Source organism: Azospirillum sp. B21 (genome assembly GCF_008364825.1).
GTDB lineage: Bacteria > Pseudomonadota > Alphaproteobacteria > Azospirillales > Azospirillaceae > Azospirillum.
The window spans coordinates 430,209-450,929 of sequence record NZ_VTTO01000002.1; the positions used below are offsets into that span (position 1 = coordinate 430,209).

At 68.0% G+C, this 20,721-nt stretch carries 23 protein-coding genes and 3 tRNA genes; 14 read left to right on the plus strand and 12 right to left on the minus strand.

Going from position 1 to position 20,721, the window contains the following annotated elements; genetic code table 11:
* Window positions 1-59: 59 nt before the first annotated feature.
* Genes arsH through FZ983_RS06675 form a run of 5 tightly spaced genes read right to left on the minus strand, consistent with a single transcriptional unit; the run spans window position 60 to window position 3,274 of the window.
* The gene (arsH, locus tag FZ983_RS06655; protein WP_149222789.1) at window positions 60-836 is read right to left on the minus strand and encodes an arsenical resistance protein ArsH; all 777 of its coding nucleotides are present in this window, start codon (window positions 834-836) and stop codon (window positions 60-62) included.
* A complete protein-coding gene (gene arsB / locus FZ983_RS06660; protein WP_149223065.1) occupies window positions 829-1,860 on the minus strand; it encodes an ACR3 family arsenite efflux transporter in 1,032 nt (343 codons plus the stop codon). Before arsB ends, arsH begins: the two co-directional genes overlap by 8 nt.
* A gap of 55 nt (window positions 1,861-1,915) precedes the next feature.
* Window positions 1,916-2,350, minus strand: coding sequence for an arsenate reductase (glutaredoxin) (arsC, locus tag FZ983_RS06665; protein WP_149222790.1), 435 nt, complete (start codon window positions 2,348-2,350; stop codon window positions 1,916-1,918).
* On the minus strand, window positions 2,347-2,865 hold the full coding sequence (locus FZ983_RS06670; protein WP_149222791.1) for an arsenate reductase ArsC: 519 nt from the start codon (window positions 2,863-2,865) through the stop codon (window positions 2,347-2,349). The genes arsC and FZ983_RS06670 overlap by 4 nt, the downstream gene beginning before the upstream one ends.
* A 52-nt stretch (window positions 2,866-2,917) precedes the next feature.
* Window positions 2,918-3,274, minus strand: coding sequence for a metalloregulator ArsR/SmtB family transcription factor (locus FZ983_RS06675; protein WP_149222792.1), 357 nt, complete (start codon window positions 3,272-3,274; stop codon window positions 2,918-2,920).
* A gap of 204 nt (window positions 3,275-3,478) precedes the next feature.
* On the opposite strand from FZ983_RS06675, the gene FZ983_RS06680 reads away from it, so the two are divergent.
* Window positions 3,479-4,564, plus strand: coding sequence for an AAA family ATPase (locus FZ983_RS06680; protein WP_149222793.1), 1,086 nt, complete (start codon window positions 3,479-3,481; stop codon window positions 4,562-4,564).
* Window positions 4,565-4,743: 179 nt separating this feature from the next.
* Complete coding sequence (locus FZ983_RS06685; RefSeq protein ID WP_149222794.1) at window positions 4,744-6,156, plus strand: M20/M25/M40 family metallo-hydrolase; 1,413 nt, start codon at window positions 4,744-4,746, stop codon at window positions 6,154-6,156.
* A gap of 48 nt (window positions 6,157-6,204) precedes the next feature.
* On the opposite strand, the gene mgrA is transcribed toward FZ983_RS06685, so the two are convergent.
* The gene (gene mgrA, locus FZ983_RS06690) at window positions 6,205-7,248 is read right to left on the minus strand and encodes an L-glyceraldehyde 3-phosphate reductase (RefSeq protein WP_149222795.1); all 1,044 of its coding nucleotides are present in this window, start codon (window positions 7,246-7,248) and stop codon (window positions 6,205-6,207) included.
* Window positions 7,249-7,330: 82 nt separating this feature from the next.
* Complete coding sequence (locus FZ983_RS06695) at window positions 7,331-8,245, minus strand: LysR family transcriptional regulator (RefSeq protein WP_149222796.1); 915 nt, start codon at window positions 8,243-8,245, stop codon at window positions 7,331-7,333.
* 143 nt (window positions 8,246-8,388) lie between these two features.
* On the opposite strand from FZ983_RS06695, the gene FZ983_RS06700 reads away from it, so the two are divergent.
* The 5 genes from FZ983_RS06700 to FZ983_RS06720 all read left to right on the plus strand — a co-directional run bounded on the left by FZ983_RS06700 (window position 8,389) and on the right by FZ983_RS06720 (window position 12,690).
* Window positions 8,389-9,804 (plus strand): MFS transporter, encoded by a 1,416-nt coding sequence (locus tag FZ983_RS06700; RefSeq protein WP_149222797.1) that lies wholly within the window; start codon window positions 8,389-8,391, stop codon window positions 9,802-9,804.
* 304 nt (window positions 9,805-10,108) lie between these two features.
* Window positions 10,109-10,360, plus strand: coding sequence for a DUF1127 domain-containing protein (locus FZ983_RS06705; RefSeq protein ID WP_247883629.1), 252 nt, complete (start codon window positions 10,109-10,111; stop codon window positions 10,358-10,360).
* A gap of 4 nt (window positions 10,361-10,364) precedes the next feature.
* On the plus strand, window positions 10,365-10,799 hold the full coding sequence (locus FZ983_RS06710; RefSeq protein WP_149222799.1) for a GNAT family N-acetyltransferase: 435 nt from the start codon (window positions 10,365-10,367) through the stop codon (window positions 10,797-10,799).
* 20 nt (window positions 10,800-10,819) lie between these two features.
* Window positions 10,820-11,848 carry a threo-3-hydroxy-L-aspartate ammonia-lyase gene (locus FZ983_RS06715; protein ID WP_149222800.1) on the plus strand — a complete coding sequence of 343 codons (1,029 nt, stop codon included), beginning with the start codon at window positions 10,820-10,822 and terminating at the stop codon, window positions 11,846-11,848.
* A gap of 35 nt (window positions 11,849-11,883) precedes the next feature.
* A complete protein-coding gene (locus tag FZ983_RS06720) occupies window positions 11,884-12,690 on the plus strand; it encodes a PhzF family phenazine biosynthesis protein (protein ID WP_247883630.1) in 807 nt (268 codons plus the stop codon).
* Between the two features lie 45 nt (window positions 12,691-12,735).
* Here the strand turns inward: FZ983_RS06720 and FZ983_RS06725 are convergent, their stop codons facing one another.
* The 3 genes from FZ983_RS06725 to FZ983_RS06735 form a co-directional block, all read right to left on the minus strand.
* The gene (locus FZ983_RS06725) at window positions 12,736-13,269 is read right to left on the minus strand and encodes a GNAT family N-acetyltransferase (RefSeq protein ID WP_149222801.1); all 534 of its coding nucleotides are present in this window, start codon (window positions 13,267-13,269) and stop codon (window positions 12,736-12,738) included.
* A gap of 29 nt (window positions 13,270-13,298) precedes the next feature.
* A complete protein-coding gene (rpoH, locus tag FZ983_RS06730; RefSeq protein ID WP_149222802.1) occupies window positions 13,299-14,189 on the minus strand; it encodes an RNA polymerase sigma factor RpoH in 891 nt (296 codons plus the stop codon).
* Between the two features lie 163 nt (window positions 14,190-14,352).
* Complete coding sequence (locus FZ983_RS06735; RefSeq protein ID WP_247883631.1) at window positions 14,353-15,393, minus strand: RluA family pseudouridine synthase; 1,041 nt, start codon at window positions 15,391-15,393, stop codon at window positions 14,353-14,355.
* Window positions 15,394-15,469: 76 nt separating this feature from the next.
* Between FZ983_RS06735 and FZ983_RS06740 the strand changes: the two genes are divergently transcribed.
* From FZ983_RS06740 to FZ983_RS06770, 7 genes are all read left to right on the plus strand, one after another.
* On the plus strand, window positions 15,470-15,808 hold the full coding sequence (locus FZ983_RS06740; protein ID WP_149222803.1) for a hypothetical protein: 339 nt from the start codon (window positions 15,470-15,472) through the stop codon (window positions 15,806-15,808).
* Between the two features lie 18 nt (window positions 15,809-15,826).
* Entirely contained in the window at window positions 15,827-16,861 is a 1,035-nt protein-coding gene (locus FZ983_RS06745) for a low specificity L-threonine aldolase (protein ID WP_149222804.1), read from the plus strand.
* Between the two features lie 43 nt (window positions 16,862-16,904).
* Window positions 16,905-16,980 (plus strand) — tRNA-Glu (locus FZ983_RS06750).
* Between the two features lie 67 nt (window positions 16,981-17,047).
* Window positions 17,048-17,123: transfer RNA gene (locus FZ983_RS06755), tRNA-Glu, on the plus strand.
* Window positions 17,124-17,169: 46 nt separating this feature from the next.
* Window positions 17,170-17,245 (plus strand) — tRNA-Glu (locus FZ983_RS06760).
* Between the two features lie 137 nt (window positions 17,246-17,382).
* Window positions 17,383-17,826, plus strand: coding sequence for a hypothetical protein (locus FZ983_RS06765; protein ID WP_149222805.1), 444 nt, complete (start codon window positions 17,383-17,385; stop codon window positions 17,824-17,826).
* Window positions 17,827-17,843: 17 nt separating this feature from the next.
* A complete protein-coding gene (locus FZ983_RS06770; RefSeq protein WP_149222806.1) occupies window positions 17,844-18,626 on the plus strand; it encodes a DUF1828 domain-containing protein in 783 nt (260 codons plus the stop codon).
* Between the two features lie 115 nt (window positions 18,627-18,741).
* Here the strand turns inward: FZ983_RS06770 and FZ983_RS06775 are convergent, their stop codons facing one another.
* Both FZ983_RS06775 and FZ983_RS06780 read right to left on the minus strand, forming a co-directional pair.
* Entirely contained in the window at window positions 18,742-19,950 is a 1,209-nt protein-coding gene (locus FZ983_RS06775) for a class I SAM-dependent RNA methyltransferase (protein WP_149222807.1), read from the minus strand.
* 162 nt (window positions 19,951-20,112) lie between these two features.
* A complete protein-coding gene (locus FZ983_RS06780; protein WP_149222808.1) occupies window positions 20,113-20,505 on the minus strand; it encodes a hypothetical protein in 393 nt (130 codons plus the stop codon).
* Window positions 20,506-20,721 lie beyond the last annotated feature (216 nt).

Consider the following 20,721-nt stretch of genomic DNA (forward strand, 5'->3'; position numbering starts at 1 on the left):
GTTGTGCAGGAATGCGGCAAGGGTCCCGGCGGCGGGGCCGGGACCGCTGCGCGGGGGGATCAGTCTGCCGTGCCCCCACCGGACTTTTGCCCGCTCATCGCCGCCGCGGCGAGGGCCTGCGCCTCGCTCGCCTCCTTCAGCCCGGCCTCGCGACGTTCGCTGTAGCGGCTGGTCAGATAGTCGCTGCGGTCGCGCACCAGCAGGGTGAACTTGACCAGCTCCTCCATCACATCCACCACGCGGTCGTAATAGGGCGACGGCTTCATCCGCCCGGCCTCGTCGAACTCCTGATAGGCCTTGGCGACGGAGGACTGGTTGGGGATGGTCACCATCCGCATCCAGCGGCCGAGAACGCGCATGGCGTTGACCGCGTTGAAGGACTGCGAGCCGCCGGACACCTGCATCACCGCCAGCGTCCGCCCCTGTGTCGGCCGGACGCCGCCGCTTTCCAGCGGCAGCCAGTCGATCTGGCATTTCAGGATGCCGGTGACGGTGCCGTGGCGTTCCGGGCTGACCCACACCTGACCTTCCGACCATTGCGACAGGGCGCGCAGCTCCGCCACCTTGGGGTGGTCGGCCGGCACGCTGTCGGGCAGCGGCAGGCCGGTGGGGTCGAAGATGCGCGTCTCCGCCCCCATGCGGCGGAGCAGCCGGGCCGATTCCTCGGCCAGGAAGCGGCTGTAGGAGCGCTCCCGCAGCGAGCCGTAGAGCAGCAGGATGCGCGGCGGGTGGGTCGATGGCCACGCCGGTGTCAGCCCGCCGAGGTCGGGCACCTCGAAATAGGCCTCGTCCAGGCTCGGGAAGGAATCGTGTTCGACGTGTTGGACATCATGCATGGGTGCGTCCCTCGTACCAGGGCTTGGTCGCCTTGACGATCTTCACCACCGACAGCATCACCGGCACCTCGACCAGCACGCCGACCACGGTGGCGAGCGCGGCGCCCGAGCCGAGACCGAACAGGCTGATGGCGGCGGCGACCGCCAGCTCGAAGAAGTTGGAGGCGCCGATCAGCGCCGCCGGCGCCGCCACGCACCACGCCACGCCGAAGCGGCGCGACAGCCAGTAGGCCAGCCCGGCGTTGAAATAGACCTGGATCAGGATCGGCACCGCCAGCAGCAGGATGACCAGCGGCTGGGCCAGGATCTGTTCGCCCTGGAAGCCGAACAGCAGCACCAGCGTGGTCAGCAGCGCTACCAGCGAGACCGGCTGGATCAGGTCCAGCGTGCGCTTCAGCGCGGGCTCGCCGCCGGTCCCCAGCAGGCTGCGGCGCCACAGCTGGGCGGCGACGACGGGGATGACGATGTAGAGCAGCACCGACAGCAGGAGCGTGTCCCACGGCACGGTGATCGACGCGACGCCCAGCAGAAGCCCGACCAGCGGCGCGAAGGCGAAGACCATGATGATGTCGTTCAGTGCCACCTGGCTCAGCGTATAGTGCGGCTCGCCCTCGCAGAGGTTCGACCAGACGAAGACCATGGCGGTGCAGGGGGCGGCGGCCAGCAGGATCAACCCGGCGATGTAGGAGGAAATCTGGTCCTGCGGCAGCAGCGGTGCGAACAGGTTGCCGATGAACAGCGTGCCGAGCAGCGCCATCGAGAAGGGCTTGACCGCCCAGTTGATGAACAGCGTCACGCCGACGCCGCGCCAATGCTCACGAACCCGCCCCAGCGCGCCGAGGTCGATCTTCAGCAGCATCGGCACGATCATCAGCCAGATCAGCACCGCCACCGGCAGGTTGACCTTGGCGACCTCCGCCGCGGCGATGGCCTGGAAGACGCCGGGCACCAGATGGCCGAGCGTGATGCCGGCGACGATGCAGAGCGCGACCCAGACGCTGAGATAGCGCTCGAAAAGCCCCATGGCGGGGCGGACCGCCGGGGCGGCATGGATGTCGGTGGTCATGATCGGTTGTCCGTCAGGAGGCTTTGTCGATGCGCTGTCCGGCGGCGTCGACGACCTGCTCGCCGTCTTCCTTGGCGAAGGCGCCGCGCTGGGCATCGGGGAGGATGTCGAGAACCGCCTCGGACGGGCGGCACAGCCGCGCGCCGAGCGGCGTCACCACGATCGGCCGGTTGATCAGGATCGGGTGGGCCATCATGGCGTCGAGCAACTGGTCGTCGCTCAGCGCCGGGTCGCCGAGCCCGAGTTCGGCAAAGGGCGTGCCCTTCTCGCGCAGCACGGCGCGCACCGGCACGCCCATGCGGCGGATCAGGTCGACCAGCTCGTCGCGGGTCGGCGGCGTCTTCAGATACTCGACCACCGTCGGCTCGACGCCGCTGTTGCGGATCAGCGCCAGCGTGTTGCGCGAGGTGCCGCAGGCCGGGTTGTGATAGATGGTGACGGGCGTCATCGCGCCGCCTCCGTGGTGGCGGACGTCTGTCCCATATCGTCCAGCTTGCGCTTCAGCGCCAGACGGTCGAGCGAGGCGATGGGCAGGCTGACGAAGGCCTGGATGCGGCGCTGGATCTGCCCGAACACCGCGGCGGTGAAGGCGGCCTTCTCCGCGTCGGTGCCCTGGGCGCTGGACGGGTCGGGGAAGCCCCAATGGGCGGTCATCGGCTGGCCGGGCCAGACCGGGCAAACCTCGCCGGCTGCGTTGTCGCAGACGGTGAAGACGAAATCCATGTGCGGGGCGTCCGCCGTCGCGAACTCGTCCCAGGTCTTGGAGCGGAGCTCGGCGGTCGGGAAGCCCAGCCGTTCCAGCAGGTCGTGGACATAGGGGTTGATGCGGCCGGAGGGCTGGCTACCGGCGCTGAAGGCGCGGAAACGACCCTTGCCCTCCCGGTTCAGCAGGCATTCCGCCATGACGCTGCGGGCGCTGTTGTGGGTGCACAGGAACAGGACATTGTAGATGCGGTCGGTCATCGCTGTGTCGCCTTTCCAGGCCGCTTGTGTCGCGGCGGTTGGGGTCGGGGTGTCAGGCGTCGTGGTCGCATCCGGCCGGACCGCAAGAAACCGCCTGGGTCAGGTCGGTGGAGCAGAGTTCCGGGCGGCCCTGGCAGCAGTCCTCCATCAGGAAGGCGATCAGCCGGCGGGTGCCCTCGTAGTCGGATGCGTAGAAGATCTGCCGCTGCACCCGCCGGGAGCGGAGCAGGCCGGCGCGTTCCAGCGTCGCCAGATGATGGGACAGGGTGGAGGCGGGGACCCCCACCTGCTGGGCGAGGTCGCCGGCCGTCAGCCCGTTCGGCCCCACCGTGATAAGCAGGCGGAACACGGCCAGACGGGTTTCCTGGGCGAGAGCGGCGAAGGCGTTGGTGGCGGCTTTCATTTCCATGATTCGACGATAGTCGAAATATAGAGGGCGGACAAGTGACGGTCCTGTGAAGGCCGCGGTTTTGCGCGGGGGGCCGCTTGGGGAACACCCGAACGTGTGGGAAGACTTGAGGCGCCGCGGCGCTTATAGTGCGCCCTCGCTTCCGGTCCGGGCCCTTCGGTCCGGAGCGGGGGGATTGCCGCAGAACGGCGAAGCGGAACAAACATGACCAGTCACGAAGACGTCTTCGACACGCCGCAGGCACGGCAGCCGACCATCCTGTCGGTCTACAACCAGAAGGGCGGCGTCGGCAAAACGACCACCTCGGTCAATCTCGCGCTGTCGCTGGCCGCGCTGGGCAAGAGCGTCGTCCTGATCGATTTCGACCCGCAGAGCAGCGCCACCAGCAATTTCCTGCTGCGCGACAAGGCGAAGGTCGGCATCAACGACCTGCTGCGGCAGGAGACCTTCGTCGAGGACGCCATCACCCCGACTGCCTTCGATGGGCTGTCGATGATCGTCGGCGCGCGCAAGCTCTATTCGCTGGAACATGCGCTGGACAGCCGCGGCGGGTCGCAGCGCGGCCTGCGCAAGGCGCTGCATTTCTCGCGCAACCCGCCGGATTACGTCGTCATCGACTGCCCGCCGGCGCTGGGGCATCTGGCCGCCGGCGCGCTGGCGGCGTCGGACCGGCTGGTGGTGCCGGTGTTCCCCGGCCGCTACGCGCTGGACGGGCTGCGTCGCACCCTGCAGGTGGTGGAGCACATCCAGAACGGGCTGAACCCCAACCTGTCGCTGGCCGGCATCCTGATGCTGTCGATCACCAACGACGAGGTCGGGCGCGAATCGCTGACCCAGCTGCGCAACGAGTTCCCCGACCTGATGTTCCGCACCGCCTTCCCCTATGACGTGGACGTGGTGAAGGCCACCTACCGCCGCATGCCGGCGTCGATCTTCACGCCGGAGGGGCGGACCACCGCCCGTTTCGTGGCCTTGGCCTGGGAGATCATCCACGGCCGCGGCAAGACGGCCGACGACGCGCAACTGAAGCCGGCGCTGGAGCGCATCCAGTCCTGGCACGAGGCGACCGACACCTCCTACAGCGCCCGGCGCGCCTCCTCCATCGACGAGGGGGACGAGCCGTCGGGCGGGGGCAGCGGCGCCCGGCAGGCGGAACGCGCACAGTCCGGCCGCGGCGGCATGGGGGCCGGCATCGTGGGTCTGGTGATCGGGCTGATTGCCGGCTTCGCGTTGGGTGCCGTCGTGGGGCAGCCGGTTCTGGGCAAGCTGCTGGCGGGCCTGGGGGGGTAGAATATCCCCTCTCCCTCCCGGGGAGAGGGTTAGGGTGAGGGGGAGGCGCTGCGAGGATTTTCAAGCATTGCGCACTCCCCGATCCCCCACATAATCCGACATGTGCATCCCCCTCACCCCGACCCTCTCCCCGGGGGGAGAGGGGGACAGGCGGACCCCACGTTCAAGAAGAGGCCATCATGCTTCCTGTCGATGCCGTGCTGCGCAAGGTGGACTCTTCCTTCGAGGAGTCGGTCGGGCGGCTTTGCGAGCTTCTGCGCATTCCCTCGGTCAGCACCGACCCCGCCTATGCCGGCGATGTCCGCCGCGCCGCCCAATGGTGCGCCGACAGGCTGGCGGCGATGGGCTTCACGGTGACGATCAACGAAACGCCAGGCCATCCCATCCTGGTCGCCCATCATCCGGGGCCAGGGCCGGGACCGCAGGGGGTGGAGACGCCCCATGTGCTGTATTACGGCCATTATGACGTCCAGCCCGCCGATCCGGTCGAACTGTGGAACAGCCCGCCCTTCGAGCCGGTGATCGTCGAGGCTGAGCGGGGGCGCCGCGTCGTCGCCCGCGGCGCCGCCGACGACAAGGGCCAGACCATGACCTTCATGGAGGCCTTCGAGGCCTGGCACGCCGTCCACGGCTCCATCCCCATCCGCGCCACCGTGCTGCTGGAGGGCGAGGAGGAGACCGGCAGCCCGTCGCTGCCGCGCTTCCTGAAGGAGCATGCGGCGGAGTTGCAGGCCGACTTCTGCCTCGTCACCGACACCAACGCCTGGGACGTCGACACCCCGGCGATCACCACGCGGCTGCGCGGGCTGCTCTATCTGGAGGCCACCGTCACCGGTCCCAGCCACGACCTGCATTCCGGCCTGTTCGGCGGCGCGGTGCCCAACCCGATCAATGTGCTGACCGGCATCCTCGGCCAGATCCACGATGCCGACGGGCGGGTGCGCTTCGACGGCTTCTATGACGGCGTGCGCGAGCTGCCGGACGACCTGCTGGCGCAGATCCGCGGCCTGCCGCTGGACGAGGCGCAGTTCCTCGGCGCGCTCGGCCTGACCCGCAGCCATGGCGAGGCGGGGCGGACTCTGCTGGAGCGCATCTGGACCCGGCCGACCTGCGACATCAACGGCATCTGGGGCGGCTACACCGGCGAGGGATCGAAGACGGTCATCCCGGCCAAGGCGTCGTGCAAGCTCAGCTGCCGCCTGGTGCCCGGCCAGGACCCGGCGGCCGTCGAGGCGTCGGTCCAGCGCTTCTTCGAGGAGCGGCTGCCGGCCGACTGCACGGTCAGCTTCCGCAGCTTCAGCTCGTCGCCCGGCATCGAGGTGCCGACGGACACGCCGTGGATGCAGGCGGTGCGCGGCGGGCTGAAGGAGGCGACAGGGCGCGACGGCGTGCTGATCGGCGGCGGCGGCTCGATCCCCATCGTCGGCTGGTTCCGCGAATATCTGGGGCTGGATACCATCCTGGTCGGCTTCGGCCTGGACGACGACCGCATCCATTCGCCGAACGAGAAGTTCGAGTTGAAATGCCTGCGCAACGGTATCCTCAGCCACGCGGCGATCCTGGGTCGTCTGGCGGCCGGGCAGGTCGGCTGACGTCGGGTCGCGGGCCGGGGGGCGATGCCGTCCCCCGGCCCGTCATGCTCAGCCCGCCTCGGCCGAGGAGGAGGCGCTCCACAAATTGATGCCGGCGTCGGCGACCGCGTGGGTGTCGATCTCCGCCAGTTCCTCCGGCGAGAAGGACAGGTTGTTCAACGCGTCGAGCGAGTTGTCGAGCTGCTCCACGTTGCGGGCACCGATCAGGGCGGAGGTGACGCGCGGGTCGCGCAGAACCCAGGCGACGGCCATCTGCGCCAGCGTCTGGCCGCGCCGCTGGGCGATGGCGTCGAGCGCGCGAATGCGCTCCAGGTTTTCCGGCGACAGGAAATGTGCCCGCAGGGTGCCGCCCTTGGCGGCGCGGGCGTCGGTCGGGCGGTCTCCCAGATACTTGTTGGTCAGCATGCCCTGCGCCATCGGCGAGAAGGCGATGCAGCCCATGCCGAGATCGTCCAGCGTGTCGAGCAACCCGCCTTCGATCCAGCGGTTCAGCATGGAGTAGGAGGGCTGGTGGATCAGGCAGGGGGTGCCCAACTCCTTCAGGATGCCCGCCGCCCGCCGCGTCATCTCCGGCGAGTAGGAGGAGATGCCGACATAGAGCGCCTTGCCCTGGCGGACGATATGGTCCAGCGCGCCCATCGTCTCCTCCAGCGGCGTGCGCGGATCGACGCGGTGCGAATAGAAGATGTCGACATAGTCGAGGCCCATCCGCTTCAGGCTCTGGTCCAGGCTGGAGACCAGATACTTGCGGGAGCCCCAGTTGCCGTAGGGGCCGGGCCACATCTCGTAACCGGCCTTGGTCGAGATCACCATCTGGTCGCGGTAGGGACGGAAATCGGTGGCGAGGATGCGGCCGAAATTCTCCTCCGCCGAGCCCGGCGGCGGGCCGTAGTTGTTGGCGAGGTCGAAATGGGTGACGCCGCGGTCGAAGGCCCGGCGCAGCACGGCGCGCCCGGTGGCGAACACGTCGGTGCCGCCGAAATTCTGCCAAAGCCCCAGCGAAATGGCCGGCAGGTCGAGCCCGCTGCGGCCGGTGCGGCGATAGCTCATGCCCTCGTAGCGCTGGTCGGCGGCAAGGTAGGGCGGCTGCATGGCGTTCTCCCGGTGTTGAGTTCAAGTGATATATCAGCATAGGGCGCCGGTGGGACGCCGCGCAATGGCGCGGCGGGTCATATCACTCCCGGTCTTGCCGACCGGACGGCATGGCGCAGACCTTGCGCACGCAGCCGCGCAGCCAGCGATGGGCCGCGTCGGCGTCCAGCCGCGGGTGCCACAGCAGCGAGACGGTGACCTCCGGGGCGGGAAAGGGCAGGGCGAAGCTGTGGAGTCCGGCGCGCAAGCCCGCCGTGTGCCGTTCGGGGACGCTGACGATCAGGTCGGTGCCGCGCACCAGCGCCAGCGCTGCGGCGAAGCCGCCGACCGTCGCGACGACTTGGCGCTGCAGTCCCAGCCGGTCCAGCGCCTCGTCCACCAGCCCGCGGTCGTCGCCGCGCCGCGCCACCAGCACATGGCGACCGGCGGCATAGCGAGCGGCGGTGATCTCGCCCGTGGTCAGCAGGTGGCTGGGGCGGACGACGCCGATGAAGCGGTCGTGGAACAGTGCCTGGGCGCGCAGCTCCGGTCCGCTGTCCTTGACGACGACCCCGGTTTCCAGATCGACCGAGCCGTCGCGCAAGGGACCGCTGTCCTTGTCCGGCTTCGACAGGAAGCGGATGCGGACGCCGGGAGCCTCGCGCGCGACGCGGGTGAGCAGCGCGGCGCCGTAGCTCTCCACGAAGCCGTCGCTGGTCCGCAGGGTGAAGGTCCGGGTGAGCTGGTTCAAGTCGAGGTTCTCGGCCGGCCGCAGCGCCGCCTCCGCCTCCTGCACCAACTGGTGCACGCGGTCGCGCAGGTCGAGCGCGCGCGGCGTGGGGACGAGGCCGCGCCCGGCCCTGACCAGCAGCGGGTCGCCGGTCGCCGCGCGCAGCCGCGCCAGCGCCCGGCTCATCGCCGACGGGCTGAGCCGCAGCCGCCGCGCGGCGCCGGCGACGCTGCCCTCCGCCAGCAGGGCGTCCAGGGTGATGAGCATGTTCAGGTCGGGTGCGGTCATGCGCCGGATCGTATCACGACTTGTCTCGATCGCCGCTGCCGGGACATGGCGCCGGATGCACGAATACAGTGCGGATGCTGCGTGTTCCGCCATGTCACCCCACGCCCTAGCCTTTGCGCCTGTCCTGGATGAAGGAGGGTGTCATGAGACAAGCGCTTGCGCAGAGGGATGAGGTCGCCGCAACAGGCGGGGCGATCCGTTGGGGGCTGGCCGGTCTGGCGCTGGCGACGTTGCTGTCCTCGCTCGGCACCAGCATCGCCAATGTCGGTCTGCCGGCGCTGGCGCTGGCGTTCGAGGTGCCGTTCCGCGAGGTGCAGTGGGTGGTGCTGGCCTATCTGTTGTCGATCACCACGCTGATCGTCGGGGTGGGGCGGCTGGGGGACATGGTCGGGCGGCGGCGCCTGCTGCTGGCCGGGATCGCCCTGTTCACAGCGGCGTCCGCCGTGGCCGGTGCGGCGTCCAACCTGTGGATGCTGGTCGCCGCAAGGGCCGTGCAGGGGCTGGGGGCGGCGGTGATGATGGCGCTCGCCACCGCCTTCGTCGGCGACACGGTGCCCAAGGCGCGCATCGGCCGGGCCATGGGGCTGATGGGAACCATGTCGGCGCTCGGCACCGCACTCGGCCCGTCGCTGGGCGGTGTGCTGATCGCGGCGTTCGGCTGGCCGGCGATCTTCCTCGCCACCGTGCCGCCGGGGGTGGTGGCCTTCCTGCTGGTGCGGCGGCACCTGCCGGCCGACCGGGAGGAGACGGGAAGCGGGCAGGGGAGGTTCGACATCGCCGGCACGCTGATCCTCGCGCTGACGCTGGCGGCCTATGCGCTGGCGATGACGGGCGGGCACGGCTGGCTCGACTCCGTGCTGCTGCTGACGGCGGCCGGTGGGGCGGGGCTGTTCCTGGCGGTGGAGAGGGCGGTAGAGGCACGGACGGCGTCGCCGCTGCTGCGGACCGCCATGCTGCGTGACCGGGGGCTGTGCGGCCGTCTGTCGATGAGCATGCTGGTGGCGACCGTGCTGATGGCGACGCTGGTGGTGGGGCCGTTCCACCTCGCCCGCGCCCTGGGGCTGGGAGCGGCGGCGGTGGGGATCGTCATGTCGGCGGGACCGCTGGTGGCGGCGCTGACCGGCGTTCCGGCCGGCCGGCTGGTCGACCGATTCGGCGCGGAGAGGATGACGATTCTGGGGCTGACTGCCGTCGCGGCCGGCTGCATCCTGCTGGCGCTGCTGCCGGCGACGCTTGGCGTGGCCGGGTATGGTGTACCGATTGCCGTGGTCACCGCCGGTTACGCGCTGTTCCAGACCGCCAACAACACGGCGGTGATGGCGGATGTGGAGAAGGACCGGCGCGGCGTGGTTTCGGGGCTGCTCAATCTCTCGCGCAATCTGGGGCTCGTCACCGGCGCCTCGGCGATGGGGGCGGTGTTCACGCTGGCGACGGGGGCGGAGGTGGCCGCCGCGGCGCCGGACGCCGTCGCGGCCGGAACCCGGACGACCTTCGCCGTCGCGGGCGGGTTGATCGCCGTGGCGCTCGCCATCGCCGTCGGGATGGTGCGGCGGCGGTAGGCGACGGTTCGGAAGCTCCGATGACCGGGACAATGCCACCATGACAATCCCGCTGTTTGCCCGTGGCTTGTCATGCAGACCATCCGCGGGTGCGAACCAATCCCAGCCGGGCCGGTGGAATCCTTCGTATCTCAAGGGTTTCTTCGGTCCACCGGGACATCGATTACCTGCTGTGGCTGAAAAGATACATCCGATCTCGGAAATGTAATGGTGACAATGTTCCGTTTGACCCGGCCGATTACGTCTCCATAATCCTGATTGTCTCGATTGTTCGAGCAATGTGCGCCAGATTATGGAGGATCCGATGCGCCACACCGACGTGACCCGCAGTTCCGGCACTTTCACGGCAGCCCCGGGCGCCGTCCCGGCCGCCGACCGCGTCACCCGTGTCGCCTCGCGCCCCCTCTGGCGGTTGTTCGACCTGTTGTTTTCCGCGCTGGAACGGCGCAAACAACGCCATGCACTGATGGGCCTCGACGACCATCTGCTGAAGGACATCGGCGTCAGCCGGGCCGAGGTGGAACAGGAAGTGTCGAAGCCGTTCTGGCGGGGATGAGACGATGGCCGACAAATCCATTCAGGGCGGTTCCATTCAGATCGACTACGCGGTCGAACCGGACCTGACTGCGGACGATTTCATCGACGTTCTGGAACGCTCCGGGCTGGCCGAACGCCGGCCCGTGGGCGACCGCCCGCGGGTGGAGGCGATGCTGCGCAACGCCGGCCTGATCATCACCGCAAGGGACCAGGGCCGGCTGGTCGGCGTTGCCCGGTCGATCACCGACTTCGTCTATTGCTGCTACCTGTCCGACCTCGCCGTCGACCGCGCCCTGCAGGGGCGCGGCATCGGCAAGGAGCTGATGCGCCGCACCCGCGACGCGATGGGGCCGGGCACCATGTGCCTGCTGCTGTCGGCGCCCAAAGCCATCAGCTTCTACGAGCAGGCCGGGCTGAAGCGGCACGAGCAGGCCTTCCTGTTCACCGACCTGGAATGAGACAGGGGAGCATCGCCGCCATGCCCGACATGATCTCCACAAGCGAGGCCGACAGCAGCATCGACACTGCCGGCCTCGCCATCTCCTACGCCGACGTGGCGGGCGCGGCGGAGCGGATCGCCGGCGTCGCCCACCGCACGCCGGTGATGACCAGCCGCACCGCCGACACGCTGACCGGCGGCGAACTGCTGTTCAAATGCGAGAATTTGCAGCGCACCGGCGCCTTCAAGATCCGCGGCGCCTACAACGCCATCGCCCGTTTCACGCCGGTGCAGCGCGCCGTCGGCGTCGTCGCCTATTCGTCCGGCAACCATGCCCAGGCCATCGCGCTGGCGGCGTCGATGCTGCGGGTGAAGGCGACCATCGTCATGCCGCAGGACGCCCCGGCGGCCAAGCTGGCGGCGACGCGCGGCTATGGCGCCGACGTGGTGCTGTACGACCGCTATGCCGAGCCGCCCGACGCCGCCGTCGCCCGTGTGCTGGAGGAGCGGGGCGGCACCTACATCCCGCCCTTCGACCACCCGCATGTGATGGCCGGCCAGGGCACCGTCGCCAAGGAACTGATCGAGGAGGTTCTGGCGGGAGGCGGGGCACCGCTGGACCTGCTGGTCGTGCCGACCAGCGGCGGCGGGCTGTTGGCAGGTTGTGCCGTGGCAGCGAAGACGCTGAACCCCGGCTGCCGCGTGATCGGCATCGAGCCGGAGGCCGGCAACGACGCCCAGCAGAGCCTGCGCAGCGGCGCCATCGTCCGCATCGACGCGCCCAAGACCATCGCCGACGGCGCCCAGAGCCGCGCGGTCGGCCAGTTGACCTTCCCGGTGATGCAGCGGCTGGTCGACGACATCGACACCGTCACCGACGACCAACTGGTCGACGCCATGCGCTTCTTCGCCAGCCGGATGAAGATGCTGGTGGAGCCGACCGGCTGTCTCGCCGCCGCCGCGGTGCTGTCCGGCAAGCTGGACGTGCGCGGCAAGCGCGTCGGCATTGTGGTTACCGGCGGCAACGTCGATCTCTCCCGCTTCGCCTCGCTGGTGCAGGCGGGCTGACTCGCCTCTCCCCCAAGACGTAAGGGATCAATCCCATGACCGGGAAAACCATGCGCCTGCCCATCTATCAGGTCGATGCCTTCACCGACCGCGTCTTCGCCGGCAACCCGGCGGCGGTCGTGCCGCTGGACTCCTGGCTGTCCGATTCGGAGCTGCAGGCCATCGCGGCGGAGAACAATCTGGCGGAGACCGCCTTCTTCATCCGTGCTGGAGATGGCTATGAACTGCGCTGGTTCACCCCGGCGGTGGAGGTCGATCTGTGCGGCCACGCCACGCTGGCGACCGCCTTCGTCATCGCCACGATTCTGGAGCCCGGCCGCGAGCGCATGGACTTCGCCACCCGGCAGGCCGGCACGCTGACGGTCACCCGCGACGGCGACCGCTACACGCTGGACTTCCCCAACCGTCCCGCCAGCCCGGCGGAGCGCCCCGACCCCAACCTGCTGGCGGCGCTGGGCGGCCCGGTGCCGGTGGCGATCCTGAGCGGGCGCGATTATCTGGTGGTGTACGAGTCGGCCGACGCCGTGCGGGCGCTGGCGCCGGACATGGCGCTGTTGTCGAAGCTCGACCTGTTCGCGGTCTGCGTCACTGCACCCGGGGATGACGGGGTCGATTTCGTCTCGCGCCTGTTCGCCCCGGCCCAGGGGATTCCGGAGGATCCGGTCACCGGCTCCACCCACTGCATGCTGACTCCCTATTGGGCGGAGCGGCTGGGCAAGACGGTGCTGACGGCGCGTCAGGTCTCGGCCCGCGGCGGCGACCTGCTGTGCGAGCTGGCCGGCGACCGGGTGAAGATCGGCGGGCAGGCGGTGCTGTATCTGGAGGGCTCGATCCTGGTGTGAGGGCGAACACCGGCGGCGGACGGCAAGGGCCAGCCGCCGCCGGTGTCACATCACCTTCTCGAAGCGGAACATCTCGCCGCCGCCGGGCAGGCCGGACGGGCCGGGGTGGTGCGGATCCGGGTGGCGGTCGCTGAAGAACTCGACGATCCTGAAGCCGCACTTGTTCACATAGAAGTGGATGTTGCGCTTCTCGAAATAGGGCGTGTGGGTCTGCCAGACGCGCGTCACGGGATAGCGCCGCTCGATCGCCGTCCAGGCCTTGAAGCCCAGTCCCCGGCCATGCTGTGCCGGCGACAGGAAGAAGAGGTCCAGCGAATTGCGCTGCGTCGCCTCGTCGATCACGACGACGGCGCCGCCGACCCTTTGGCCATCGCAAAGGATATGCAGAAGCTCGGTGCCCGGCGCCGTCATGGATTCGTCGAGATCGCTGCCGGAGGGGATCGAACCTTCCGGAAGGGAGCCGAACTCCTCGATGACGGCGACCGCGAAGGACGCCTCCATAACCGCCTTGAAGGCCGGCAGATCGCCGGGATCGACGGTCGCGAGGGTAACCTCGCCGTCCTGCTCGGTCCTGGTCATAACACGCTGTCGGCGGTCGGGTTCGCCCCTTACGCCTCCGTCTCCATCTTCTGTTCCACTGCGGCGGCCTTGATCGCCTTCTGCAGCTTTTCGAAGGCGCGGACCTCGATCTGGCGGACGCGCTCGCGGCTGATGCCGTATTTCTGCGACAGGTCTTCCAGCGTCGTCGGCGCCTCGCGCAGGCGGCGTTCGGTCAGGATGTCGCGCTCGCGGTCGTTCAGCGCGGTCATGGCGTTCGCCAGCAGCTTGCGGCGCTTGCCCAACTCCTCGCGGTCGGCCAGCGTGATTTCCTGGCTGGCGCTCTCGTCGACCAGGAAATCCTGCCATTCGCCCTCGCTCTCCGCCCGCAGGGGTGCGTTCAACGAATGGTCGGGGCTGGCCAGGCGCCGGTTCATGTTGACGACGTCCTGTTCCGGCACGTCCAGCTTGGTGGCGATGGCCTGGACCTGCTCGGGCGACAGGTCGCCTTCCTCGATCGCCTGCATCTGGCCCTTCAGCCGGCGCAGGTTGAAGAACAGCTTCTTCTGGGCGGCGGTGGTGCCCATCTTCACCAGCGACCAGCTGTGCAGGATGTATTCCTGGATCGCCGCGCGAATCCACCACATGGCGTAGGTCGCCAGCCGGAAGCCGCGGTCGGGATCGAAGCGCTTGACCGCCTGCATCATGCCGACATTGCCTTCGGAGATCAGTTCCGACAAAGGCAGGCCGTAGCCGCGGTAGCCCATGGCGATCTTGGCGACCAGCCGCAGGTGGCTGGTGACGAGCTGGTGAGCGGCGCCGGAATCCTCATGCTGCTGCCACCGCTTGGCCAGCATGTATTCCCGCTCCGGTTCCAGCATCGGGAACTTGCGGATCTCCTGGAGATAGCGGGACAGATTGCTCTCGGACCCGATCGCCGGAAGGTTGGACGCCGTCGCCATGGTTCTAAAACCCCCTTTATGACGGCCGGTGCGCGCCGACATGAATTCATGCGCACACTGCCGTTCTTCAGCGCGGGTTCCATAGGCCCCTCTCAATGAGCGGGCGGCGGAACCTCGCCATTGACCGGGAGTCTAACCAAGAAAGATTTCCCGGTGTATCGTTTTAAACCGTCTCCAAGGTGACAATTAGTTCATGAATATCCGCCGGGATTGGGGAGCGGAAGGTCACGATCTCGCCACTGACCGGATGACGGAAGGTCAGCGCCGCGGCATGCAGCGCCTGTCGCGGAAACCCAACAAGGCTGCCTCGCACCGGTTCCGGCAGCAGCGAGGCGAATTTGCCCCCCGGCCGCCCCGACCGCCCGCGGCCATAGAGCGGGTCGCCGACCAGCGGATGGCCGATGTGGGTCAGGTGGACGCGGATCTGGTGGGTGCGCCCGGTTTCCAGCACGCATTCGACCAGCGAGGCCGCCATGCCGAAGCTCTTCACCACGCGGTACTTGGTGGCGGCGTGTTTTCCGCCGCCGGTCACCACCGCCATCTTCTTGCGGTCGGCGCTGCTGCGGCCGATGTTGCCCTCGATCCGGCCCTGTGTCGGGTTGGGCACGCCCCAGACCAGCGCCAGATAGGTGCGGCTGAGCGTGCGGTCGGAGAATTGCTCCGACAGGCCATGGTGGGCGCGGTCGTTCTTGGCGACCACCATCAGGCCGCTGGTGTCCTTGTCCAGCCGGTGGACGATGCCCGGCCGCCGCACCCCGCCGATGCCGGACAGGCTGTCGCCGCAATGGGCCAGCAGGGCGTTGACCAGCGTGCCGTCGGGGTTGCCGGCGGCGGGATGCACGACGAGGCCGGCCGGCTTGTCGATCACCAGCACGTCGGCATCCTCGAACACCACGTCGATCGGGATGTCCTGCGGCACCGGTTCGGCGGTCTCCGCCCCCGGCACCTGCACCTCGAAGGTCTGGCCGGGTTTGACCCTCAGGGACGGGTCCGTTATCGTCCGCCCGTCGCCGCGCACGCAGCCCTGTTCCAGCAGGGCCTGCACGCGCGACCGCGACAGGTCCGGCAGACCGGCGGCCAGCGCCTTGTCCAGCCGTTGGCCGGCCGCCTCGTCGGGAATCGTATAGGCCAGCGGCCCGGCGGTTCCGGCGGGCGAACCGCCGTCCTCCGGATCGAAGAAGTCGTCCGACATGTCGTCAGGCATTTCGGCGGGTGTTTTGGCGGCCATCGGGCGTGCGTGTCGCGTCCTGTTTCAATCGTCCGGGAGTGGACCCCAAACCGTGCAGATCCTCAAGGCACTCGTCGTCATCATGGGCGTTCTGATCATCGCCGGCTTCACCTTTTTGGGGGTGGAGCTGTACAAGCGGATGTCGGACCCCAACCGCGCCTCCCTGACCGCCATCGCTCCTGCCCCCGCTCCGGCCGAGACCGCCGTCGACGTGACGCTGGACGTCCCGGCCGGTTCCCGCATCGGCGAACTCGTGGTGGTCGGCAACCGCGTCCTGTTCAAGGTGAGCCTGCCGCAGGGGCCGGACCGCCTGTACCTGATGGACCCGCGCACCGGCGCCGTCGCCGCCACCATCACCGCCGGCCCCGTCTCCAGCAGGGCGGCTCCTTGAAGAACTGGGTTCCCGATCATGCATGACTTCCGCAGCGACAACGTCGCCGGTGCCGCCCCGCAGGTGATGACGGCGCTGGCCGCCGCTTCCTCCGGCACCGCCTCCCCCTACGGCAACGATCCCTGGACCGCGCGGGTGACCGAGCGGCTGTGCGCGATCTTCGAGACCGAGGTCGCGGTCTTCCCGGTTGCCACCGGCACCGCGGCCAATTCGCTGGCCCTGTCGGCGCTGGTGCCGCCCTATGGCGCCGTGCTGTGCCATGACGAGGCGCACATCTCCATCGACGAGTGCGGCGCGCCGGAGTTCTTCACCGGCGGCGCCAAGCTGGTCCCGCTGGCCGGCGAGCACGGCAAGCTGACGCCCGACGCGGTGTCGCGCCACATCGCCAAGGCCGGCGTCGGCGTCGTCCACCGCGTCCAGCCCGCCGCCCTCAGCCTGACCCAGGCGACGGAGGCCGGCACCGTCTACACGCCTGCGGAGGTCGAGGCGCTGGTCGAGACCGCCCATTCCAACGGCATGGCCGTGCATATGGACGGCGCCCGCTTCGCCAACGCCATCGCCCGGCTGGGCTGCGCCCCGGCGGACGTGACGTGGCGGGCCGGTGTGGACGTGCTGACGCTGGGCGGCACCAAGGGCGGCTGCCTCGCCGCCGAGGCGGTGGTGTTCTTCAACCCGGCGATGGCCGAGGATTTCGGCTTCGGCCGCAAGCGCGGCGGCCATCTGGTGTCGAAGATGCGCTTCCTGTCGGCGCAGCTCGATGCCTGGCTGGACGGTGGCCTGTGGCTGACCCTCGCCGCCCACGCCAACGCGATGGCCGACCGGCTGGCCGCCGGGCTGACGGCGCTTCCCGGCGTCGAGTTGGCCCACCCGGTGGAGGCCAACGAGCTGTTCGTCCGCCTGCCGGCGGCTTACGCCGAGGCGCTTGAGGGGGCCGGCTACGGCTTCTACCGCTGGGACGACGGCACCGCGCGCTTCGTGACGGCGTTCGACACGCCGGCGGCGGCGGTGGACGGTTTGCTGGGTATTTTGCGCAGCCTGCAAGAAAAGGCTTGATCGGCGGGGCGGGCTTGGTTAGAAACCCGCCCACGCCGATGACGTCCCCTTCGTCTAGAGGCCTAGGACACCGCCCTCTCACGGCGGTAACAGGGGTTCGACTCCCCTAGGGGACGCCAACCTTCCAAGGTTGGGTCGAGCGGCCGGTGGCAGCCTCCACCGCCGCTTCATACATCGGGACCAGACGTCCCCTTCGTCTAGAGGCCTAGGACACCGCCCTCTCACGGCGGTAACAGGGGTTCGACTCCCCTAGGGGACGCCATCCACGCGCTGGATGCGTTTGTTGAGCGTGTTTTTGAAGGTACAACGTCCCCGTCGTCTAGAGGCCTAGGACACCGCCCTTTCACGGCGGCGACACGGGTTCGACTCCCGTCGGGGACGCCACTTTCGCAAAACCCCAGTAGGCTCACGAATATCTTGGCGGTCAAAAAGCGCGATAAAGCCATCGCTCAAACATCATTTTTGATGTACCCCTTTCGGCATGCTCCGCTTCTGAAGCGGTCTGCCGAAACAGAATTCCCATGGATCGCAGCGAATTCGAGCGTCTTCGGGACATGCGTGGAAAGCGGATCATCGGAGACATCCGCCTGGAGCGACGCAGCGAGATTTCCGTTGCCTGGGAAGCGCGGGACATTCCGATCATCAATGCCGATGGCGTGGAAGCGCGCCTGAACGTGCAATTGGTCGCCGAAACAGGCGCCAAGACATTGAACGTAAAAATTCCGGGCATCGGCCTGATTTGCAGGCTGGAGGTCGATAGCCGCCCCCACAAGCCGGCAGGCAGAAGCCACAAGCACTCTCTGCATCATCCGGATTGTCCTCGCGAGAACCTGAAGCGTGAGGTTGTGGATCGCAGCGACCTTGATGGTCGATCTCTCAAAGAGGTGTTTGGCGCCTTTTGCCGGATGGCCCACATAGTTCATGATGGCTCGTTGATCCTGCCACCCGACTTGGCTGGACTGTGAGAAGGGTCGGGACTTTGATGGAGTTGACCGAAGTAAAGGACTGCTTCAAATCCTGCCCGCTTGTCGAGGAAATCGACATGCTTCCAAAAGGGCATGTCCGGATTTCGACGGCATTCCGCTATCCGGATGGCTCATCGGTCGACGTCTTCATCGCGGATCGGCCGAGCCCATTGTCGAAAATAATGCCGATGACGTTGACCGACTTCGGCAATACGTTCCTCTGGCTCGATCAGATGGATATTCGGCCCCTGCGTTCAGCTCGGCGCAGACGCTTGACGTTGGATATTCTGGAGACGCACGGCATCGAGCATTCAAAGGGAGTGCTTTCCTGTAACGTTACACCACGGGAATTGGCGATAGGGGTGATCCGGTTGGGGCAGGCATGCATTCGCGTGGCCGACCTGATTTTCACCCATAGAATTGCGAGTCAAGGAAGTTTCCAAGAGGAAGTTGAAAGAATAATTGAAGACACTTCTTTGGATTACGAGAAAAATGCAAAGATAACTGGCAGAGGCGATGTCGTCGTGCCCGTTGACTTTCTTGTTCGGTCTTCCGGCTTGGAGACGGCAATCTTCACCCTTCCTGCTGAAAGCAGTCATGCAAGCGTCGCCAAGGCGCGTGCCGAGAATGTGTTTGCCCGTTGTTATGATCTGAGAGATTGGCAGGGGCAACGTGTCGCGGCGCTCGATGACCGGCGCCTGCTGTACCGTGACGAAGACATCGGGCGCATTCGAGAAGTCGCCACGATTGTTCCAATTTCCCAACCGGAAGCGATGCGTGATTTGCTGCTGGCTGCTTGAACGATCAATAAGGCGGGTTGCGCCATAGTGATCGTGCAGTTGTGGGCGCGAGGTTTCCTTGTCCGGAAACCTGAGGCGCCGAACTTGAGCTGTCTTGAGAGTGTTTAGGGCAAATCTATTTCCCCAACACCCCCGTCCGGTACAGCGTCACCCTGATCCCCCCATTCGACACCGACACCCCGCCTTCCTCGAACGGCAACTCCGTCGCCTTCGCCAAGGCGGCTTCGTTGGTGATGATGCCCACGCGCCAGCCGGAGAAGCGCGTTTTCAGCGTCTGGCCCATGGCGTGGTAGAGCGGGATCAGGGACTTGCCCTCGCCGATGCGGGCGCCGTAGGGCGGGTTGACGATGACGAGGCCGGCGGGACCCTCCGGCGGGGTCAGGTCGCTGATGGCGTGGTGGGCGAAGTCGGTCCAGGCGGAGACGCCGGCGCGTTCGGCGTTGGCGCGGCTCATGGCGACGGCGCCGGCGTCGCGGTCGCTGCCGTAGAAGCGGATCGTGGGCGCGGTGGCCGTGCCGCTGCCGCGCAGGCTCTGCCAGACGGCGCGGTCGAAAGTGGCGAGCTGTTCGAAGGCGAAGGAACGGGAGCGGCCGGGCTTCAGGCCGGCGGCGATCTCGGCGGCTTCGATGACGAAGGTGCCGGAGCCGCACATGGGATCCACAACGGGAACCGGCTCGCGCCCGTCAAAGCCGCACTGGCGCAGGAACAGCGAGGCCAGCGTTTCGCGCATCGGCGCCTTGTTGACCGCTTCCTTGTGGCCGCGCTTGTGCAGGGACTCGCCGGAGCTGTCGACGCTGATGGTGCAGAGGTCGTCGTCGATGCGCGCCTTGATCTGGACGGCGCGGGTGTCTTCCTCGGGCGCGTCCTTGGCGGCGGACTTTCCGGTCTTCTTGGGCGCGGCCTTGACGATGGGGGCACCCAGCTCCTCGGCGATGGCGCGTTCGATACGCTGGGCGGCGGCGCCGGCGTGGTAGATTCGCGAGCCCTTGCAGGAGGCCTCGACCCGCACCGGCACGTCGGCGCGCAGGATTTGCGCCCAGGGAACACGGCGCGCCCGCTTGTCCAACTGCGCCAGATGGAAGGCGCGGAAGGAGGCGATGCGCGCCAGCACGCGGGTGGCGCCGCGCAGTTCCAGGTTGGCCCGCCAGACCTCCGGCCAGCCGCCGGTGACCGTCACGCCGCCCTTCACCGCGGTGGGGTTCGCGAAGCCGCGGTCGACGGCCTCCGCGCACAGCACGGATTCCAGGCCGGGGGCGGCCACCAGGAAAATCTCGAAATCTTGGCCGGCGTGATCTTGGCCGGTACGGTCTGGGTCGGTGTTCATCCCGCCTACATAGCCCGAAGGCCGGCCGTCTACGACAGGATTCTCGCAAAACGGCGGGGAGGCGGGAACTGGTCCCGATCGCCGCGCGGCGCCGCCGCTCATGTCGGTCGGCGGACGTCCGCGGCAGGTTCGGGAAGGTCAGGTACGCGTTACCGGTAAAGGTTACCGGTAGGAGCTGTGCGAGGCGATGGCGTTGCCGCGGACGGCGTCGGTACGGATGGTGGAGTCACCCGAGGCGGAGAGGCCGACGACGCTGTCCTGGGCCGTGCTGCCGAGGCCGAGTTTGGCGCGGGCGAAGTTCAGGTAGGCGCTGGCGCCCTTGGTGTCGCCCTGGGCGGCGAGTGAGCGGGCGACCGACAGGGCAGTGCGGGCGGCGTCGCGCTCGGTACGCTCGGCGGTCAGGGCATCGGCCTGGACGACGGCGGCGGAGGTGGAGGCCAGCAGGCTGTCGAAACCGGCATCCTGCGCGGCATTGGCAGTACCGGCGGCGAAGGTCAGGGCCGACAGCGACAGGACGGCGGCAACGGCGGTGGTTGCGAACTTCTGCGTGAACATGACGATGTCCTTATTCGAAGACTGCCCTGCCGGGGGATGCGCCCGGCGACGGGGGATTCGTCACCGGGCGCGGGGCGGGGCTGGAGGTTGACGTCCGGTCGGCGCCGGGGAGCGTCGGCCGTGAACACAGAGTTAACCGTCTGCCCCCGCCGGATAAATCCAGCAGTTCCGACAACACTATTCGCCTGGAAACAACAATCGACCCCTTGTCGCCAG

Excerpts from the sequence above, each read along its gene's own strand:
- FZ983_RS06725 (WP_149222801.1), bottom strand. The coding sequence starts at position 13,269 with ATGACCAGGACCGAGCAGGACGGCGAGGTTACCCTCGCGACCGTCGAT.
- FZ983_RS06745 (WP_149222804.1), top strand. The coding sequence starts at position 15,827 with ATGCATGACTTCCGCAGCGACAACGTCGCCGGTGCCGCCCCGCAGGTG.
- arsB (WP_149223065.1), bottom strand. The coding sequence starts at position 1,860 with ATGGGGCTTTTCGAGCGCTATCTCAGCGTCTGGGTCGCGCTCTGCATC.
- FZ983_RS06675 (WP_149222792.1), bottom strand. The coding sequence starts at position 3,274 with ATGGAAATGAAAGCCGCCACCAACGCCTTCGCCGCTCTCGCCCAGGAA.
- FZ983_RS06775 (WP_149222807.1), bottom strand. The coding sequence starts at position 19,950 with ATGAACACCGACCCAGACCGTACCGGCCAAGATCACGCCGGCCAAGAT.
- FZ983_RS06680 (WP_149222793.1), top strand. The coding sequence starts at position 3,479 with ATGACCAGTCACGAAGACGTCTTCGACACGCCGCAGGCACGGCAGCCG.
- arsC (WP_149222790.1), bottom strand. The coding sequence starts at position 2,350 with ATGACGCCCGTCACCATCTATCACAACCCGGCCTGCGGCACCTCGCGC.
- FZ983_RS06705 (WP_247883629.1), top strand. The coding sequence starts at position 10,109 with ATGCGCCACACCGACGTGACCCGCAGTTCCGGCACTTTCACGGCAGCC.
- FZ983_RS06720 (WP_247883630.1), top strand. The coding sequence starts at position 11,884 with ATGACCGGGAAAACCATGCGCCTGCCCATCTATCAGGTCGATGCCTTC.
- FZ983_RS06710 (WP_149222799.1), top strand. The coding sequence starts at position 10,365 with ATGGCCGACAAATCCATTCAGGGCGGTTCCATTCAGATCGACTACGCG.
- rpoH (WP_149222802.1), bottom strand. The coding sequence starts at position 14,189 with ATGGCGACGGCGTCCAACCTTCCGGCGATCGGGTCCGAGAGCAATCTG.
- FZ983_RS06765 (WP_149222805.1), top strand. The coding sequence starts at position 17,383 with ATGGATCGCAGCGAATTCGAGCGTCTTCGGGACATGCGTGGAAAGCGG.
- FZ983_RS06695 (WP_149222796.1), bottom strand. The coding sequence starts at position 8,245 with ATGACCGCACCCGACCTGAACATGCTCATCACCCTGGACGCCCTGCTG.
- FZ983_RS06685 (WP_149222794.1), top strand. The coding sequence starts at position 4,744 with ATGCTTCCTGTCGATGCCGTGCTGCGCAAGGTGGACTCTTCCTTCGAG.
- arsH (WP_149222789.1), bottom strand. The coding sequence starts at position 836 with ATGCATGATGTCCAACACGTCGAACACGATTCCTTCCCGAGCCTGGAC.
- FZ983_RS06715 (WP_149222800.1), top strand. The coding sequence starts at position 10,820 with ATGCCCGACATGATCTCCACAAGCGAGGCCGACAGCAGCATCGACACT.
- FZ983_RS06700 (WP_149222797.1), top strand. The coding sequence starts at position 8,389 with ATGAGACAAGCGCTTGCGCAGAGGGATGAGGTCGCCGCAACAGGCGGG.
- FZ983_RS06770 (WP_149222806.1), top strand. The coding sequence starts at position 17,844 with ATGGAGTTGACCGAAGTAAAGGACTGCTTCAAATCCTGCCCGCTTGTC.
- mgrA (WP_149222795.1), bottom strand. The coding sequence starts at position 7,248 with ATGCAGCCGCCCTACCTTGCCGCCGACCAGCGCTACGAGGGCATGAGC.
- FZ983_RS06670 (WP_149222791.1), bottom strand. The coding sequence starts at position 2,865 with ATGACCGACCGCATCTACAATGTCCTGTTCCTGTGCACCCACAACAGC.
- FZ983_RS06735 (WP_247883631.1), bottom strand. The coding sequence starts at position 15,393 with ATGCCTGACGACATGTCGGACGACTTCTTCGATCCGGAGGACGGCGGT.
- FZ983_RS06780 (WP_149222808.1), bottom strand. The coding sequence starts at position 20,505 with ATGTTCACGCAGAAGTTCGCAACCACCGCCGTTGCCGCCGTCCTGTCG.